Here is a 14,058-nt window from a genome sequence, read left to right as displayed (position 1 = left end):
GCAGTGATGCATCCCATCCGCAGCCGACCTTCTTCTATCTTATTTTAACAGATGTCCATCAGATTATCCTTGTATTCCTTGTAGGCCTGTCGAAGTTCACTGATCTTCTCGTACATGACCTTCTGTGTATCAGACAGCACATCATAATCTGCCTTCTCCAGCGCTTCTCTCATGTAGTTGAAGATTCCTTTGCTTTTATCTGTATTTTTCATCAGGGAGATCTTCAGCCGTTCCACGCGATCCCAGTTGGCTCTGTCATCCAGGAACACACCATCTTTATGGAATTTTCTGCAGCTTCTGATTTCACTGATGAAGCTTGGAATCATTCTGTGGTCGATTTCCGTATACCACTTATACAGAAGACCTGCAGCATAGCTGTCGATGATTTTTTCACTGAACACATCATCTCTTTTCAGCACATCGACTTTTCCAGGATACAGATGGAATGCTTTGATATTCTCGTACACCGTCTCTGGTGCCACGCCAAAGTACTTTTCTCTGTCTTCGTCCGAAAAATCATCAAACACATCTTTTTCCGTTCTGTATGCTCTTTCCTTGTCCAGATACGCCGCAGATTCACCAGGCTCCTTGGACAGTTCTTTCAGAAGCTCTTCACAGGTCTTTTCCTTTGCATAAAGGATTCCATCGGTCATGGCCATGAGCATGGACGAAATGCAAAGGAACGTGTTGGTATGAGGATTGGGAGAACGAAGCTCAAACCTCGTTGCCAGCGGGCTGTTCTCATCTCTGATGAGCCCAATGAGGATGGTACGGTTTCTGGAAGGAATATGAGGTTCATACCCCAATGAAGACACGATGGAAATGGGTGCCTCATAACCCTTCTTGAGCCTCTTGAAGGCTTCGTTGGAGGAAGTCACAAAAGGATTGATCACTTCATAGTTCTTCAGAATCCCCATGAGCGAACCATATCCGATGGAACTCATGAAATCCTTCGCTGTCGTATGGAAGAGATTGATCCTTTTCCCGTTTTTCAGCTTCGCGGATGCACTGATGTGGGTATGTTCACCACTTCCTGCAATACGGTCCAGAGGCTTCGCCAGAAATGTCACTTCCAGTCCATATCGTATGAACACCTCTCGAACCAGATTTCTCACAAAGAGCTCATAGTCTCCTGTCTGCTTCGGACTTGCATATTTCCAGTCGATTTCAAGCTGTTCCAGAACCCCTTCAAACCTTCCGTCATTGTTCAGCTTCGCTCTCACGCCCCCTACTTCCTTGTGTCCCATTTCCGGCTTGATGCCATACAGCTCCATGAGAATAAGGGTTTCTTCCACAGCACTTCTTACAGCGCCCCTGGTCTTGCTCCAGTACTGCTCTTTCAGCTCCTGAGAGGTGCTCAGCGCTTCAATATCTCCGGAAGTATCTGGTGATTTCACCCAGAATTCCAGTTCCGTGGCGGCAGTGATATCCACCTTTTCGATATCTTCACTGCTGAAGCCGAATTCCTTTTTCAGATTCTCGCTTTCACTGAAGGCTTGCATGATATGCTTCTTGAAGCTCTTCTCCGCTTCTGTGAGAATATGTCTGGAATCCACGGGGATTCCGTCATGGTATAGGAAACACGGTATCTTCAGGGTGCCTACAGGTTTTCCTGTATCCACATCCGTCAGAGATTCATTGTATTCCACGAACCATTTGACCTCTGTATCCGCCTTCATATTCACTTTCGCATTATTCAGTGTGGCGATTTTCGGAAGAAATACAGAGGAACCATCCGTCTGCGCCGCATACCCATAGAGATAGTTGTCAATGTCTTCGATGAATAAGCTCACCGGTATTTTCGTGTCTGTTTCATGACCGATGAGATCCACCGCAGCCAGAGACACAAATCGGATTTCCGGATGTTCTTTCAGTTTCCCTATCAGCACCTCTTTCGCCAGATCATTTTTATGAAAAGTATAGATAAGGTCTTTTCTCATGGTTATTCCTCCAGTAATCAAAATTTTAAATCAACAAGAAAAGACTACCACAGATAAAACCTCTGCGTATATTGTAAAAGGCCACTTTCTCAGGATAAAAATATTTATCAGAACTTCACTTAATTAATCTTCAATCATAACGATTTCAGAATAATAATATTAAGACTTAAAAACCTTACCGTACGATAATCCGTGTGCATCCCTCAAGATTCTTTAACTAAATAAACTGTTTTGCAACATTATCATACCTATACTGCCTTCAAAACTTAAAAAGTTTAAGATGGACACTTCTTTCACGAATGTTTTTCCTACTTTCCTCTTTATTGTTCCACTTATTCCCATCACATCATTGAAAGATCCTTTATAAGCGCTTTTCTTTTTCCACAGCAGCATGCAGCACATGCAGAAAATCAGCAGATGACAGTTCACCTGCTGATTTTCTATGAGCCTGCACTTTCGTACTTTTTCAGTCCCTGGATCCAGATTCCATAAGCAATGAATATGCTGATGATCCCAACGACATGTGTCAGGAAAATACCGTCCCAGAAGTTTTCTCTCCCCAGAAAATAAGCACCCGGAAAATAACCGGTGAATGCAAAGGGAATAAGAAAAGTCAGTATGTACTTGATTGCTTTGGGATAGATGGATAAAGGATACTTAGTGAAAGTACTGAGCTGATAAGTCATATAGAGATAGGACTGCGCGAATTTGATCCAGAAGGAAATACTGGCTACGGCAAGTTTTATGGCCGTATAAATCAACGTGGCAAAGAGAATGGTTGAGAAGAGAAGCAGAAGCTTCAAAGGGGTCATTTCAAGCTGCAGCCTTCTCCAGGATGTGAACATGAGCATCATGCCGATGATGATTTCTCCGAATCCATCTGGCTGAAATCTTTCCGCCAGAAGATGGAAAAGCGGGTTCAGCGGTCTCAGGAGATATTTGTCAAATCCTCCCTGCAGAATGATTCGACCGCTGAGAATCCACAGATTATCTGTGAAGACATGATCGATGCCTCTTGGCACCTGAGCCAGCCCGTAGATGAAGAGCACTTCATCGTAACTCCATCCATCCAGTGAAGGTATGCTGCTGAAGATCAGCTGAATGAAGATCACGCCTGTCAGCTGCACAAAGATGAACCCAATGAGCCCAAACACGAAGTCCACACGGTATTCCATCAAGGACTTCAGATACTGCTTCAGAAACTGGTTGTATAGTCTTATATATCGTCTCATGTCAACCTCCCAGTATGGTCAGATGCCTGACCATGGATTTCCATATGGCTTTCGAAATCAGCATCATCATGATGATCCAGAAAAGCTGCATCGCAACAGCCTGGTAGGCATCCATTCCCTGAAGCTTTCCGAGATAGATCATGGTAGGGGTGTAGACGATGGAGCTGAAAGGAAGCAGCGTGATGAGATTTCTGAACACTGCCGGAAAAAACACCACAGGGATCAGTGCACCGGATAAAAGCTGCATCACGGCTCCCATGATCTGCGACATCCCCCACATGTTCGTCAGTTTGAAGGAAAGGAGACCGAAACTGTAACTGAAATAGAAATTGATGAAGATCCCCATGGTCATGCTTGCGAGGTATAAAGGAACATTGTAGTTCCCCGAAAAACCCGGACTACTGTACACAATGAGATTGATCACTGTGAAGGCAGCAACAAAAATGATGATGAAATTATAGAGAACACCTCCAAAGGCCTGAAACAGCATTCTCTTTTCATAGCTTACAGGTCTGATGAGATTGATGGCAATGGTGCCGTCTTTCACCTCCCTTGAGATATCAAAGGAAATATCCACTGATGTGATCAGGGTGGTAAGAAACGAAATGATGATGTAGAGGATCATTTCATTCAGTGTGAATCCTTTGATGACCCTTTCCGGAGAACTGGAGAAAATCGCTTTCCACAAGAAGAAAGATACAGTCAGCATCATCCATTCCCCCAGCATGAAGATGATCACGTTGGCTTTATAGGAGAGAAGCATCTGGAAGGTGTTTATGGTGAAAGGCAGATATGCCTTGATGCGCTTCATCCATCACACCTCGTTTCTGTAGATTTTCTTTACAATATCTTCGATGGAGGGTTCATGAATGGTGAAATCCGTAATATCCAGCTTCCCCATGAGCCGTTTTGTGATTTCCGTTGTGGTGATGCGATTTTTGTTGAACTGGACCTTCAGGCGGTTCTCCTCCGCATGCAGATGAATGAACTCCTGGTCCAGCTCTTTTATGAACTGCACTTTTTCAAGCTCGATGGCATTGGTGGTCTGAATTTCAACATCTGCCATATAACCGTAGGTTTCCTTGATATGCTTCACATTACCGTCATAGAGCATTCTACCCTTGTCGATTATGATGATTCTGCTGGAGAGTTCCTCAATATCCATGAGATCATGGGTTGTGAGAATAATTGTGGTTCCGTAGGTCTCATTGATCTTTCTGATAGCCTTACGCACACTTTCCTTCACCACCACATCCAGCCCGATGGTCGGTTCATCCAGATAAATCACTTTCGGATTGTGAATCAGTGCCGCGGCAAGATCCCCGCGCATCCTCTGTCCCAGAGACAGAGTTCTCACCGGCTGCAGCATGAATTCCTTCAGCTCCAGCACTTCATTGAGAAAATCCATCTGGAACTCAAACTTCTTCTGATCCACTTCATAGATATCTCGCAGCAGGGTGAATGTTTCAGACAAAGGAAGGTCCCACCAGAGCTGTGTTTTCTGCCCGAATACCACACCGATGTCCATGGCATTCTTCTGTCTGTTTTCGTAGGGAATGATGCCATTGACAAGCACTTCTCCTGAAGTCGGCGTCAGAATACCTGTCATCATCTTGATGGTTGTGGATTTCCCTGCCCCATTGGCTCCGATATAGCCGACGACTTCACCTTCGTCAATATGAAAACTTACATCATCCACAGCTTTTGTCACCGTATACTCCTTGGTGAAAAAGGATTTCAGCGCACCTGTAAATCCTGGATATTTCTTATTCATTCTGAATTCTTTTGTCAGATTCTTCACTTCAATCATGGCCGAATACCTCTTCGATTCATTATTCTTGCAATGGTTATTATATCACCTGAAAGGTGAATAATATATTATTTTATTGATGAAAAAAGGAAGCATTTCTGCTTCCTTATACCCCTCCTACTCAGTATAGCGAAATATTCCCATCGGTCCGGGACTCCGTTCCGGCAACATACGCACCGCTTGACATTTTCAGGATCATCTGACCTCTTCCGAAGTGACTGTTGTCCTCCGTTACGTTGATTTCATGTCCCTTCATTTTCAGCTCTTCCACCATCTTCTCATCAAAGGTGTTTTCCACAAGAATTTCTTTTTCCCGGATCCACTGCCATCTCGGACAGTCCAGAGCCGCCTGAGGATTCAGATTGAAATCCAGAAGACTGCTCATGACCTGAAGGTGCCCCTGCGGCTGCATATAGCCTCCCATGACGCCGAACACGCCGATGCACTTGCTCTCTTTCAGGAGCATCCCCGGAATGATGGTATGATAGGTCCTCTTCTTCGACGCCAGAGCGTTTCTATGATTTTCATCCAGCTTGAAGTCTGCGCCGCGATTCTGCAGAGAAATCCCGGTTCCACCCACCACGATACCGCTTCCAAAACCCATGTAGTTGGACTGGATCATGGACACCATGTTCCCGTCCTTGTCTGCTGTGGCTAGATATACGGTTCCGCTTTGAAACGGATCCTCATAGGTGAAGATCTGAGCCTCATCTGTAATCATTCCCGCTCTTCTTTTCGCAAACTCTTCCGTAAGAAAATCAGATGGACGGAAACCCATGTCCTTCGGATCCGTTATATGATGCATTCCATCGGCAAAGGCCATCTTCATGGATTCCATAGCCCTGTGATAATACTCTGCATCGCGATTCTTTACAGGAAATCGGGAAAGCGTGTTTAACGCCATGAGCGCGACCATGCCCTGCCCACTTGGAGGAAGCTCCGCCACTTCGTAGCCTCGATACGCAACAGTCAGCGGTGTCACCCACTCAGACGAGAAAGAAGCCAGATCGCATTTTCTCAAGTATCCGCCATGTTTTATGGAATCCTCTTCCATTTTATCTGCCAGTTCTCCTGTATAGAAAGCTTCTGCGCTGGTCTCTCCAATTAGTCTCAAGGTTCTTGCATGATCAGGAAGGGTGACGATTTCAAAGGCTTCCGGAGCTTCTCCCTTCACAGTGAAGGTCCTGAACCATTCTTCATATTCCTCCCCTTTGAAGATCTCTCTGTACTTCTTCAGTGCTCTTTTCCACATATGCGCCACATTCGCCGCCACCGGAAAGCCGTTTTCCGCATGACTGATTGCAGGCATCAGGCATTCAAGAAGCGAGAGGTTGCCGAATTTCCTATTCAGCTCCGCCCACCCTCTGGGTGTCCCTGGAACCGTAACCGGGGTCCATCCATGCACCGGCATGGTCTCATGACTTTTCTTCACTTCATCAAGAGTAATCCGCTCAGGAGAAGGACCATTGCTGTTTAAACCATAAAGCTTATCTTTCATCCAAACCAGGGCGAAATTGTCCGACCCGATTCCGTTGGCTGTCGGTTCCACCACCGTAAGACAGGCTGCTGTTGCTATTGCCGCATCTACAGCATTCCCTCCTTTTTTCAGAATCTCAAGACCTGCATCCGAAGCCAGCGCATTAGACGTGGCTACTACACCATTTCTACCGCTCAGGGGAATCCTTCTGCTGCTATAGGGCATATTCATTGGATCAAATTTCATCATAATACCTCCCAATCATTCGCATAATAAACACATTCCTATAAAGTATAATGGAAAAAAGAAAAGGATTGGCGTCGTTCCACATGGAACTGTGCCAATCCTTCTTTATCTGTTTCTGTTTTACATCTCTTCTACGGTTTCAATACCCAGAAGCTCCAGCGCATTTCGGATAACGATGGTCGTCGCTTCCACCAGCTGAAGTCTCGCTTTCTTAAGCTCTTCCTCTGCCGAATTGATCTGACAGTTGTTGTAGAACTTGTTGAAGTCTTTTGCCACCTGAAGAACGTATCTTGTGATGACAGAAGGCTCATACTTCTCCATGGCCACTTTCACCGCATTCCCGAATCCTTCCAGTGTCTTGGAAAGCTCAAATTCCTCCTGCGTGGAAAGAAGTGTCAGGTCCGCCTCATCCGGCTTTTCATTCTTTCTCAGAATACTCTTGGCTCTGGCATAAGTATATTGGACATATGGCCCAGTCTCACCGTCGAAGGACAGAATTTCATCCCAGTTGAAGATGATATCCTTCTCTCTGGAGTTCTTGAGATAAGTGAAGATGATGGCTCCGATCCCAACTTTTCTTGCCACATTTTCCTTGTCCGCCAGGTTCGGATTCTTGTCATGAATGATCTTTTCCGCTGTGACCACAGCTTCCTTCAGAAGATCATCCAGAAGAACCACATCGCCCTTTCTGGAGGACATCATCTTTCCTGGGAACTTCACAAGACCGAAGCCAACATGGACACAGTCCTCTGCCCATTCAAATCCTGCCAGACTCAGGGTCTTGAAGACCTGCTTGAAGTGAAGTGCCTGGGGAGTTCCTACCACATAGATGTTCTTATGGAAGTCATAGGTTCTTTTTCTGTAAATGGCCGCAGCCAGATCTCTTGTTGCATAGATGGTTGCGCCATCCGCCTTCTTGATGATGGTAGGAGGCATGTTGTATTCATCCAGCATCACGACCTTTGCCCCGTTGCTTTCTGTAAGGATCTTCTTTTCTTCCAGAATATCCACAACCTCATCCATCTTGTCCCCATAAAAGCTCTCACCTGCATAGGAATCGAATTCAACGCCCAGCTCTTCATACACTCTTTCAAAGACCATAAGGGAAAGCTCTCTGAATTCTTTCCAGAGATTATACTCGTATTCCTTGCCGTCTTCCAGGTTCTTGAAATGCTGTCTTGCTTCATCATCAAGACTTGGATCTTTTTCCGCTTCTTCATGGAATTTCACATAGATTCTGTTCAGCTCTTCAATGGGAGATTCCTGAAGCTTTTCCTTATCCACCCATCTTTCATAACCTGAAATGAGCTTCCCGAACTGTGTACCCCAGTCACCCAGGTGATTGATTCTTTCCGTGCTGAACCCCTGGAACTTGAAAATTCTGCTGAGGGAGTTCCCGATCACTGTAGTGAAAAGATGTCCAACATGGAAGGGCTTTGCAATATTAGGAGAAGAATACTCGACAATGACCGTTTTTCCATCACCGAATTCAGAGCTGCCGTATTCACTTCCATCTTCCAGGACTTTCTTCACAACCCCTTCCAGATAGATGCTCTTGTTCAGAAAGAAATTCACGTAAGGTCCCATGACCTCAACTCTTTCAATTTCTGGTATGTCCAGCTTCTCTTTCAGCTCCGCCGCTATCATATTCGGTGCTTTTCTTAACGTCTTCGCAAGCTGAAAACAGGGAAATGCATAGTCTCCCATATCCTGCTTCGGCGGGATCTCGATTGATCTTAAGACGTCTTCCGCCTCTATTCCCAATGCACTACTAATACTTTCAGCTATCAATTTCTTATAATCCAATGTACTTCCTCCTTGTAGTGATTCTCAGATGCATCACCATGTTACACGAACGCATTTATATCTTATCTATTTTACTACAGAGAATTCCTCCCGTCCATAGTCCATCCCCATCTCCATAAAGAAACTTGTACTCCTCATTCTTGTCTTGTAGTATAATAATGATATTTCATAGAGGAGAGGTTAAAAAAATGGAAAAACTTGCATTGATATATATTGGCGGAAATACAACCAGATATGCTCTCTGGAAAATTGAAGATGATAAAAGCTACAGACTCTTGGAGTCCTATAAGGAAAATCTGAAGTTGGGCAAAAACACAAAGGAAGAATTCTCCATTTCAGAAGAAAACGTGACTTCTCTTGTGAAAATAATGACATATTTCAAAGACTTTTCTGATTCAGCAGGCGCTGAAAATCCTCACGTGATTCTATCCGAATTTTTTGAGCATATAACGAATAAGGATGAAATCAGAAAAAAACTGGAGACAGAACTGAAACTGAACGTAATAGAACTCACAAACAGGCAGGAGATCCATCTGGATTATCTCGCAGTCAAAAATTCCATGAATCTCAATAACTCTCTGCTTGTGGATATAAGCGGTGCATCCACTCAGCTGGGCTGGATGAAAGATGGTACACTCATAGATAGTTATCGCCTTCCAATCGGGACATTATCTCTGACAGAAAAATTCCACCTGGAAGACCACGTAACGAAAGAAGATCATACGGCACTGGATAAATATCTCAAGGAAGAACTGGATGCAGTGGATTGGCTAAGCAATGGAAATTTTCATGAAATGATCATACTAGGTGGTTCTTCAAGAGCCATTAGTAAGATTGACCGTAAAAAAAGACGTTATCCCATCAACATCATTCATGAATACACTATGCAGGACCTGGACATCTTATCCATGTACAGAAGCCTGATCACAAAGAATCTGAAGCAGAGATATACCATAGAAGGAATCGACAGAGAAAGAGCGGATATTCTCCCTGCTGCCCTTGCCATACTAAATGCTCTCATCGGAAAGACCAGAATCATCAACATCCGCGTCAGCGGAACAGGAATCAGAGAAGGCTTTCTTTTCGATTACATCGACAAGAATTATGGAACCCTTCCCGATATGCTTGACCGTTCCATTCTGAACATTCTTAGGATACATAATGTGGATGTGGATAAAGCGAAATCTCTCTATGTGCTGACCAAATCCATCTACGATGGATTTTCCGGAATCCGCAAGGAATGGAAAAATGCCGAGAACATCATTAAAGTCAGTTCCATGCTGAGAGACGTAGGGTTATCTGTCAGATATTACAATCACCACAAACATAACTTCTATATCATTTCCAACTCGGAAATCAACGGAATGGATCATAGAGAAATCATTCAATCCGCCATGGCTGCTACCTTTACAGATGGGATCCATAGAGACGCCCCTCTTCTTCAGTTTGGACAGATCATCAATCGTCTGGATATAGATATGATTTCCGATATCGGGATCTGTATCAGCATCGCGGAAAAATTATTGAGTGCAAATAAAATGGATATTCAGGTCAAGAATGTCTCGGTTCTTGACGAGAAAATCTTACTTGAAGTATATTCAGCACACACGCTTGATTTTGAAATCCATGAAATCAGAAAGCTCAATAAGACCCTGACAGGCATGTATGGAAAAGAACTGGAAGTGATCCACCTGAAGGAGCACGAATGAGCTGATCAGCATCAGTAAATATAGGATACAAGGAGTACGCAATGAATTTTAAACCACTGGATATGGACAGTAAAAAGTTATTCGATCAGTTCCTCAATCCCTACCCCTTTCTTGTTTCCACCTATAATTTCACCAACCTCTTCATCTGGCGCAATGCGCAGAACATACAATATGCGCACACGGACCATGCCCTTTATATTATGAAAGAAAAGGAGAATACGTACTTCATCCCTCCGATCTGTAAAGATAAGACAAAGGGTAAAGAATGCTACGATTCACTGCTTTCTTTTATGGATGCGAAGGGATTTGAAAAAGTGCTGAGAGACGTCTCGAAATCCCAGCTTGAAGAAATCCGGCAGCTGGGCTATGAATTCTCCTATGAATCAGACCGCGATTCAGCAGAATACATCTATTCCGTAGAAAGCATGAGCAGCTTCAGCGGAAAGGATCTGCACAGCAAGAGAAATCATTTTAATAATTTTATAAGATACAACCAATATACTATTAAGCATATAGAAGAGTCTAAAGAAGAATGTCTAGCCCTTGCCTTGAAGTGGTATGAAGACAGTAATCAGTCCGATGCCTTGAGGCATGAACTGACAGGAATCAGAACTCTTCTGGAGCATCAGGAATTTTTCAACATCGTCGGTATATCTGTTTTCGTTGATGATATCTGTCAGGGATTTTCTCTCCTGGAAGTGCTGAATGAAGATGTCATCTTAAACCACATCGAGAAAGCGGACAGACGCATCAGCGGACTGTACGCCTTTCTTGCAAGAACCTCCATGGAATATTTCGGAGCAGGCATCAGGTACACGAACAGAGAACAGGATATGGGGATCCCCGGGCTCAGAAAATCAAAGGAATCTTATATGCCGGAGTTTCTTGAAGAAAAATTCATTGTAACTTTTCACTGATTCATAGCAAAGGAGTGTTGTACTTATGAAAATCACCTTTGGCGGAAATGAAGTTCATCTATACGGAACTCAGCTGAAAATCGGAGACGCGATGCCGGAATTCACGCTGACGGATACCGGATTAAACGATGTGGAATCCAATGAACTTTCCACACCTAAAGTCATTCTGACCTTCCCGTCAGTTGACACTTCAGCCTGCTCACTGGAACTACTCACTTTCAACGACAAGCTGGAATCCTACCCGGAGATCCTCGTTTACGGAGTCTCCATGGACCTTCCCTTCACTCAGAAAAGATGGGTGAAAGAAAACGCGGGCGATTATGTCACCATGCTTTCCGACCACAAGTTCAGGATCTTCGGAGAAGTCACAGGAACCTATGTGGAAGAGCTTGCCATCCTGGCTAGAGCCGCCTTTGTCGTGGACAAGGAAAATAGAATAACCTATGCAGAGTATCTGCCTGAGATCGGCAATGAACCGGACTACGAGAAGATCATGGAAGAAGCGAAAAAAGTCTTTTCTATGGACTCATGATAAAGCCCATGAAAAAAAGCGGTGTAACACCGCTTTTTTTACTGCTCTGATTCGTATGACCCGTTATCACTGATACAGATAATTTTCCTTGTAATAACTCATCTTACTCGGCAGCTGATCCACCATTTCATCCAGATATCGGTTCAGCACATAATAAGCCGCGGCATTAGATGCCGTGTAGTCAAAACCCGATTTCCCGAAATAAAGACCGTCTTCATCGAATCGAATGAAGATTTCACTGATCTCCATAATATCTTTTCTGGTGTCCTCAGTATAGTCCGTGAAGATATGGATGTTGTCTTCAAAAAATCTCAGCACATTCTTCCGTTCCTTCTGAGTGAAGCTGAACTTCAGCTCAATTTCACCCTTTGGTACATCCAGGTGACTGATTTCAGAGTCCTTGTAGTATACTCTGACAAATTTCAGCAGATCATTTCTGATCTCAACCATCTCCATCAGGATTCACCCTTCTCTTCTTCAAGTCTGAAAATGCCGAACTTGATTTTCACTCCAAATGCACTGAACTTTTCTTCATATTCCGTCTTGATGTTATCCGTAAATCCACTTTCCTCTAAATCCCATGTTCTGTAGATTTCATCAAAATTCTCATCCTTGAAGTATCCTAAGGACGCTTCAAAGAGATCATCGTCATCTGTCTTAAACCAGACTTCCGTACCGGGCTTGATAAACCCCTTGTACTTCGTCAGGAATCTGGGATGGGTCAGTCTCCTTTTGTTATGTGATGCCTTCGGCCATGGATTGCAGAAATTGATGTAGATTTTCGAAATTTCATTCTCATCAAAAATCTCATCCACTCGCTCAATGAACATGGGGATCAGTCTTACATTGGTCAGGCCCAGTTCATTTATTTTACGAAGTACAAATACAAGGACCTCATCTTTCAGGTCTATCGCAATATAGTTGATATCCGGATTCATCGCTGCCAGAGTACTGATAAACTGGCCTTTTCCACATCCCAGCTCCAGGTGGATGGGATGATCGTTTCCGAAATTTTCGCTCCACTTTCCTTTCATATCCCAAGGTTCAATGATTGCCTTGGTATCTTTTTCCATTTCGGGTCTAGCCCACCACTTTTTTCTTAATCTCATTTCATCACCTATTTCAATTTAATCACTTAGAGAAGTATACAATATTTTTCATGTTTTTTCATCTTCTTCCGATGTTTTCCTGATGATATCCTTAATTCACGGGTAAATACAGTTGCGCACGATAAAATAACATGAAAATATGCTGAAATTTGATTTAAGTCATACAATTTCTTCCATATTCAGTGTACGCTATAGAAGAATACAACCATATGGAGGAATTTTATGAAAGAAAAACTGGCACCCATACACTTTGTGCAGCATAACCGCATTAAAATCCAGGAGAATCTGGAAGCATTTCTGATTGATCTATTCAATCTTCATTCAGTGGACGAGCATGCCTTAGATTTACATGGACCAAGAACGAGTGATGAAGCACTAGAAGTCCAGATTGACCATGATAACATCCATGGATGGCTGGAATCCCATCTTGTGGCAAACGAAAAGAGAATGGGCATCCTTTCAAAGGAGATCGTTGCCAGAAACGATGAAAATGCACTTCACCTGGCTCATGCTGAATATGGCAAGAGACTTGCCGACTCTCTGAAAGAGAAGGTCCGGTTCACAAACGGGCAGGAACTTTATGGCTATCTGAACGCCATTCTGTTAGATGGCATGCCCTGTGATAAGATCAACGAACTGGTTGAATCAGACGATCATCATCTTGTTTGGAAGAGCAGCAGGGATATCCACAGCAGCTATTATGAAGAACAGAATCTTCCTGAAAACCTGTACCTGGACCTCAGAAGATCCTTTCTATCCAGCTTCCTAGGTGCTCTGGATATTTCATTCTTTGACATGACAGCAACTCCGGAAGGCATCTTCTACAAAGCTGAATTCTAGGCGTATATAAAGGAAAAGAGCCACTGCTTCCTCTAAAAAGGGATAGCAGTGGCTCTTCTATTCTGCTTTTCTGATTGTTAAAGAAAATCTTCCCTCATAGGGCTGAATACATCTACAAGAACGCCATCTTCAAGCGCTACTGTTCCGTGAGGAACATCGGGTGGCATGAGTAAACTGTCTCCGGCTTTCACAACCTGTTTTTCTTCACCGATGGTGAACTCGAAGGACCCACTGACCACATAGGTGGTCTGAAGATGCGGATGTGCATGCATTGCCCCTACAGCACCCTTACTGAACCTGATTTCACACATCATCATATCCTTGTTCTGAGCCAGTACTTTACGATGCACCCCAGGATCGCAGTTGACGCTCTGACTATCTTGATTAAATACAAACATCTCTTTTCCTCCAGATTCTTAAGATTAATTAACTTCGTATCT

13 protein-coding genes are annotated in these 14,058 nt (G+C 43.8%); 4 read left to right on the top strand and 9 right to left on the bottom strand.

Annotation, left to right across the window (positions count from 1 at the left end; genetic code table 11):
* Positions 1-44 precede the first annotated feature (44 nt).
* The 6 genes from ACHAL6_RS08195 to argS all read right to left on the bottom strand — a co-directional run bounded on the left by ACHAL6_RS08195 (position 45) and on the right by argS (position 8,511).
* Positions 45-1,940, bottom strand: a complete 1,896-nt coding sequence (locus ACHAL6_RS08195; protein WP_395269962.1) for a glutamine synthetase — start codon at positions 1,938-1,940, stop codon at positions 45-47.
* Positions 1,941-2,380: 440 nt separating this feature from the next.
* Positions 2,381-3,172 (bottom strand): ABC transporter permease, encoded by a 792-nt coding sequence (locus ACHAL6_RS08190; protein WP_395269961.1) that lies wholly within the window; start codon positions 3,170-3,172, stop codon positions 2,381-2,383.
* Position 3,173: 1 nt separating this feature from the next.
* Entirely contained in the window at positions 3,174-3,983 is an 810-nt protein-coding gene (locus ACHAL6_RS08185; protein WP_395269960.1) for an ABC transporter permease, read from the bottom strand.
* A gap of 3 nt (positions 3,984-3,986) precedes the next feature.
* Entirely contained in the window at positions 3,987-4,982 is a 996-nt protein-coding gene (locus ACHAL6_RS08180) for an ATP-binding cassette domain-containing protein (protein WP_395269958.1), read from the bottom strand.
* 121 nt (positions 4,983-5,103) lie between these two features.
* Positions 5,104-6,705 carry a gamma-glutamyltransferase family protein gene (locus ACHAL6_RS08175; protein ID WP_395270082.1) on the bottom strand — a complete coding sequence of 534 codons (1,602 nt, stop codon included), beginning with the start codon at positions 6,703-6,705 and terminating at the stop codon, positions 5,104-5,106.
* Positions 6,706-6,825: 120 nt separating this feature from the next.
* Entirely contained in the window at positions 6,826-8,511 is a 1,686-nt protein-coding gene (argS, locus tag ACHAL6_RS08170) for an arginine--tRNA ligase (RefSeq protein ID WP_395269957.1), read from the bottom strand.
* 188 nt (positions 8,512-8,699) lie between these two features.
* On the opposite strand from argS, the gene ACHAL6_RS08165 reads away from it, so the two are divergent.
* Genes ACHAL6_RS08165 through tpx form a run of 3 tightly spaced genes read left to right on the top strand, consistent with a single transcriptional unit; the run spans position 8,700 to position 11,669 of the window.
* Positions 8,700-10,220, top strand: a complete 1,521-nt coding sequence (locus ACHAL6_RS08165) for a hypothetical protein (RefSeq protein ID WP_395269956.1) — start codon at positions 8,700-8,702, stop codon at positions 10,218-10,220.
* A gap of 41 nt (positions 10,221-10,261) precedes the next feature.
* Positions 10,262-11,137 carry a DUF2156 domain-containing protein gene (locus ACHAL6_RS08160; RefSeq protein WP_395269954.1) on the top strand — a complete coding sequence of 292 codons (876 nt, stop codon included), beginning with the start codon at positions 10,262-10,264 and terminating at the stop codon, positions 11,135-11,137.
* Positions 11,138-11,162: 25 nt separating this feature from the next.
* On the top strand, positions 11,163-11,669 hold the full coding sequence (gene tpx / locus ACHAL6_RS08155; RefSeq protein WP_395269952.1) for a thiol peroxidase: 507 nt from the start codon (positions 11,163-11,165) through the stop codon (positions 11,667-11,669).
* Positions 11,670-11,735: 66 nt separating this feature from the next.
* Here the strand turns inward: tpx and ACHAL6_RS08150 are convergent, their stop codons facing one another.
* On the bottom strand, positions 11,736-12,125 hold the full coding sequence (locus ACHAL6_RS08150; protein ID WP_395269950.1) for a hypothetical protein: 390 nt from the start codon (positions 12,123-12,125) through the stop codon (positions 11,736-11,738).
* Positions 12,125-12,778: a tRNA (guanosine(46)-N7)-methyltransferase TrmB gene (gene trmB, locus ACHAL6_RS08145; protein WP_395269948.1), complete on the bottom strand. Its 654-nt coding sequence runs from the start codon at positions 12,776-12,778 to the stop codon at positions 12,125-12,127. Before trmB ends, ACHAL6_RS08150 begins: the two co-directional genes overlap by 1 nt.
* A 222-nt stretch (positions 12,779-13,000) precedes the next feature.
* Between trmB and ACHAL6_RS08140 the strand changes: the two genes are divergently transcribed.
* The gene (locus ACHAL6_RS08140) at positions 13,001-13,618 is read left to right on the top strand and encodes a hypothetical protein (protein WP_395269947.1); all 618 of its coding nucleotides are present in this window, start codon (positions 13,001-13,003) and stop codon (positions 13,616-13,618) included.
* Positions 13,619-13,695: 77 nt separating this feature from the next.
* On the opposite strand, the gene ACHAL6_RS08135 is transcribed toward ACHAL6_RS08140, so the two are convergent.
* The gene (locus ACHAL6_RS08135; RefSeq protein WP_395269945.1) at positions 13,696-14,016 is read right to left on the bottom strand and encodes a cupin domain-containing protein; all 321 of its coding nucleotides are present in this window, start codon (positions 14,014-14,016) and stop codon (positions 13,696-13,698) included.
* Positions 14,017-14,058: the final 42 nt, after the last annotated feature.

It is taken from the genome of Proteiniclasticum sp. C24MP (assembly GCF_043951855.1).
Classification (GTDB): Bacteria; Bacillota; Clostridia; order Clostridiales; family Clostridiaceae; genus Proteiniclasticum.
The sequence above is the reverse complement of the archived record's forward strand: the minus strand, read 5'-3'. Positions and strand labels throughout refer to the sequence as shown.

Coding starts and splice junctions, on each gene's coding strand:
- ACHAL6_RS08195 (WP_395269962.1), bottom strand. CDS start 1,940: ATGAGAAAAGACCTTATCTATACTTTTCATAAAAATGATCTGGCGAAA.
- ACHAL6_RS08190 (WP_395269961.1), bottom strand. CDS start 3,172: ATGAGACGATATATAAGACTATACAACCAGTTTCTGAAGCAGTATCTG.
- ACHAL6_RS08185 (WP_395269960.1), bottom strand. CDS start 3,983: ATGAAGCGCATCAAGGCATATCTGCCTTTCACCATAAACACCTTCCAG.
- ACHAL6_RS08180 (WP_395269958.1), bottom strand. CDS start 4,982: ATGATTGAAGTGAAGAATCTGACAAAAGAATTCAGAATGAATAAGAAA.
- ACHAL6_RS08175 (WP_395270082.1), bottom strand. CDS start 6,705: ATGAAATTTGATCCAATGAATATGCCCTATAGCAGCAGAAGGATTCCC.
- ACHAL6_RS08165 (WP_395269956.1), top strand. CDS start 8,700: ATGGAAAAACTTGCATTGATATATATTGGCGGAAATACAACCAGATAT.
- ACHAL6_RS08160 (WP_395269954.1), top strand. CDS start 10,262: ATGAATTTTAAACCACTGGATATGGACAGTAAAAAGTTATTCGATCAG.
- tpx (WP_395269952.1), top strand. CDS start 11,163: ATGAAAATCACCTTTGGCGGAAATGAAGTTCATCTATACGGAACTCAG.
- ACHAL6_RS08150 (WP_395269950.1), bottom strand. CDS start 12,125: ATGGAGATGGTTGAGATCAGAAATGATCTGCTGAAATTTGTCAGAGTA.
- trmB (WP_395269948.1), bottom strand. CDS start 12,778: ATGAGATTAAGAAAAAAGTGGTGGGCTAGACCCGAAATGGAAAAAGAT.
- ACHAL6_RS08140 (WP_395269947.1), top strand. CDS start 13,001: ATGAAAGAAAAACTGGCACCCATACACTTTGTGCAGCATAACCGCATT.
- ACHAL6_RS08135 (WP_395269945.1), bottom strand. CDS start 14,016: ATGTTTGTATTTAATCAAGATAGTCAGAGCGTCAACTGCGATCCTGGG.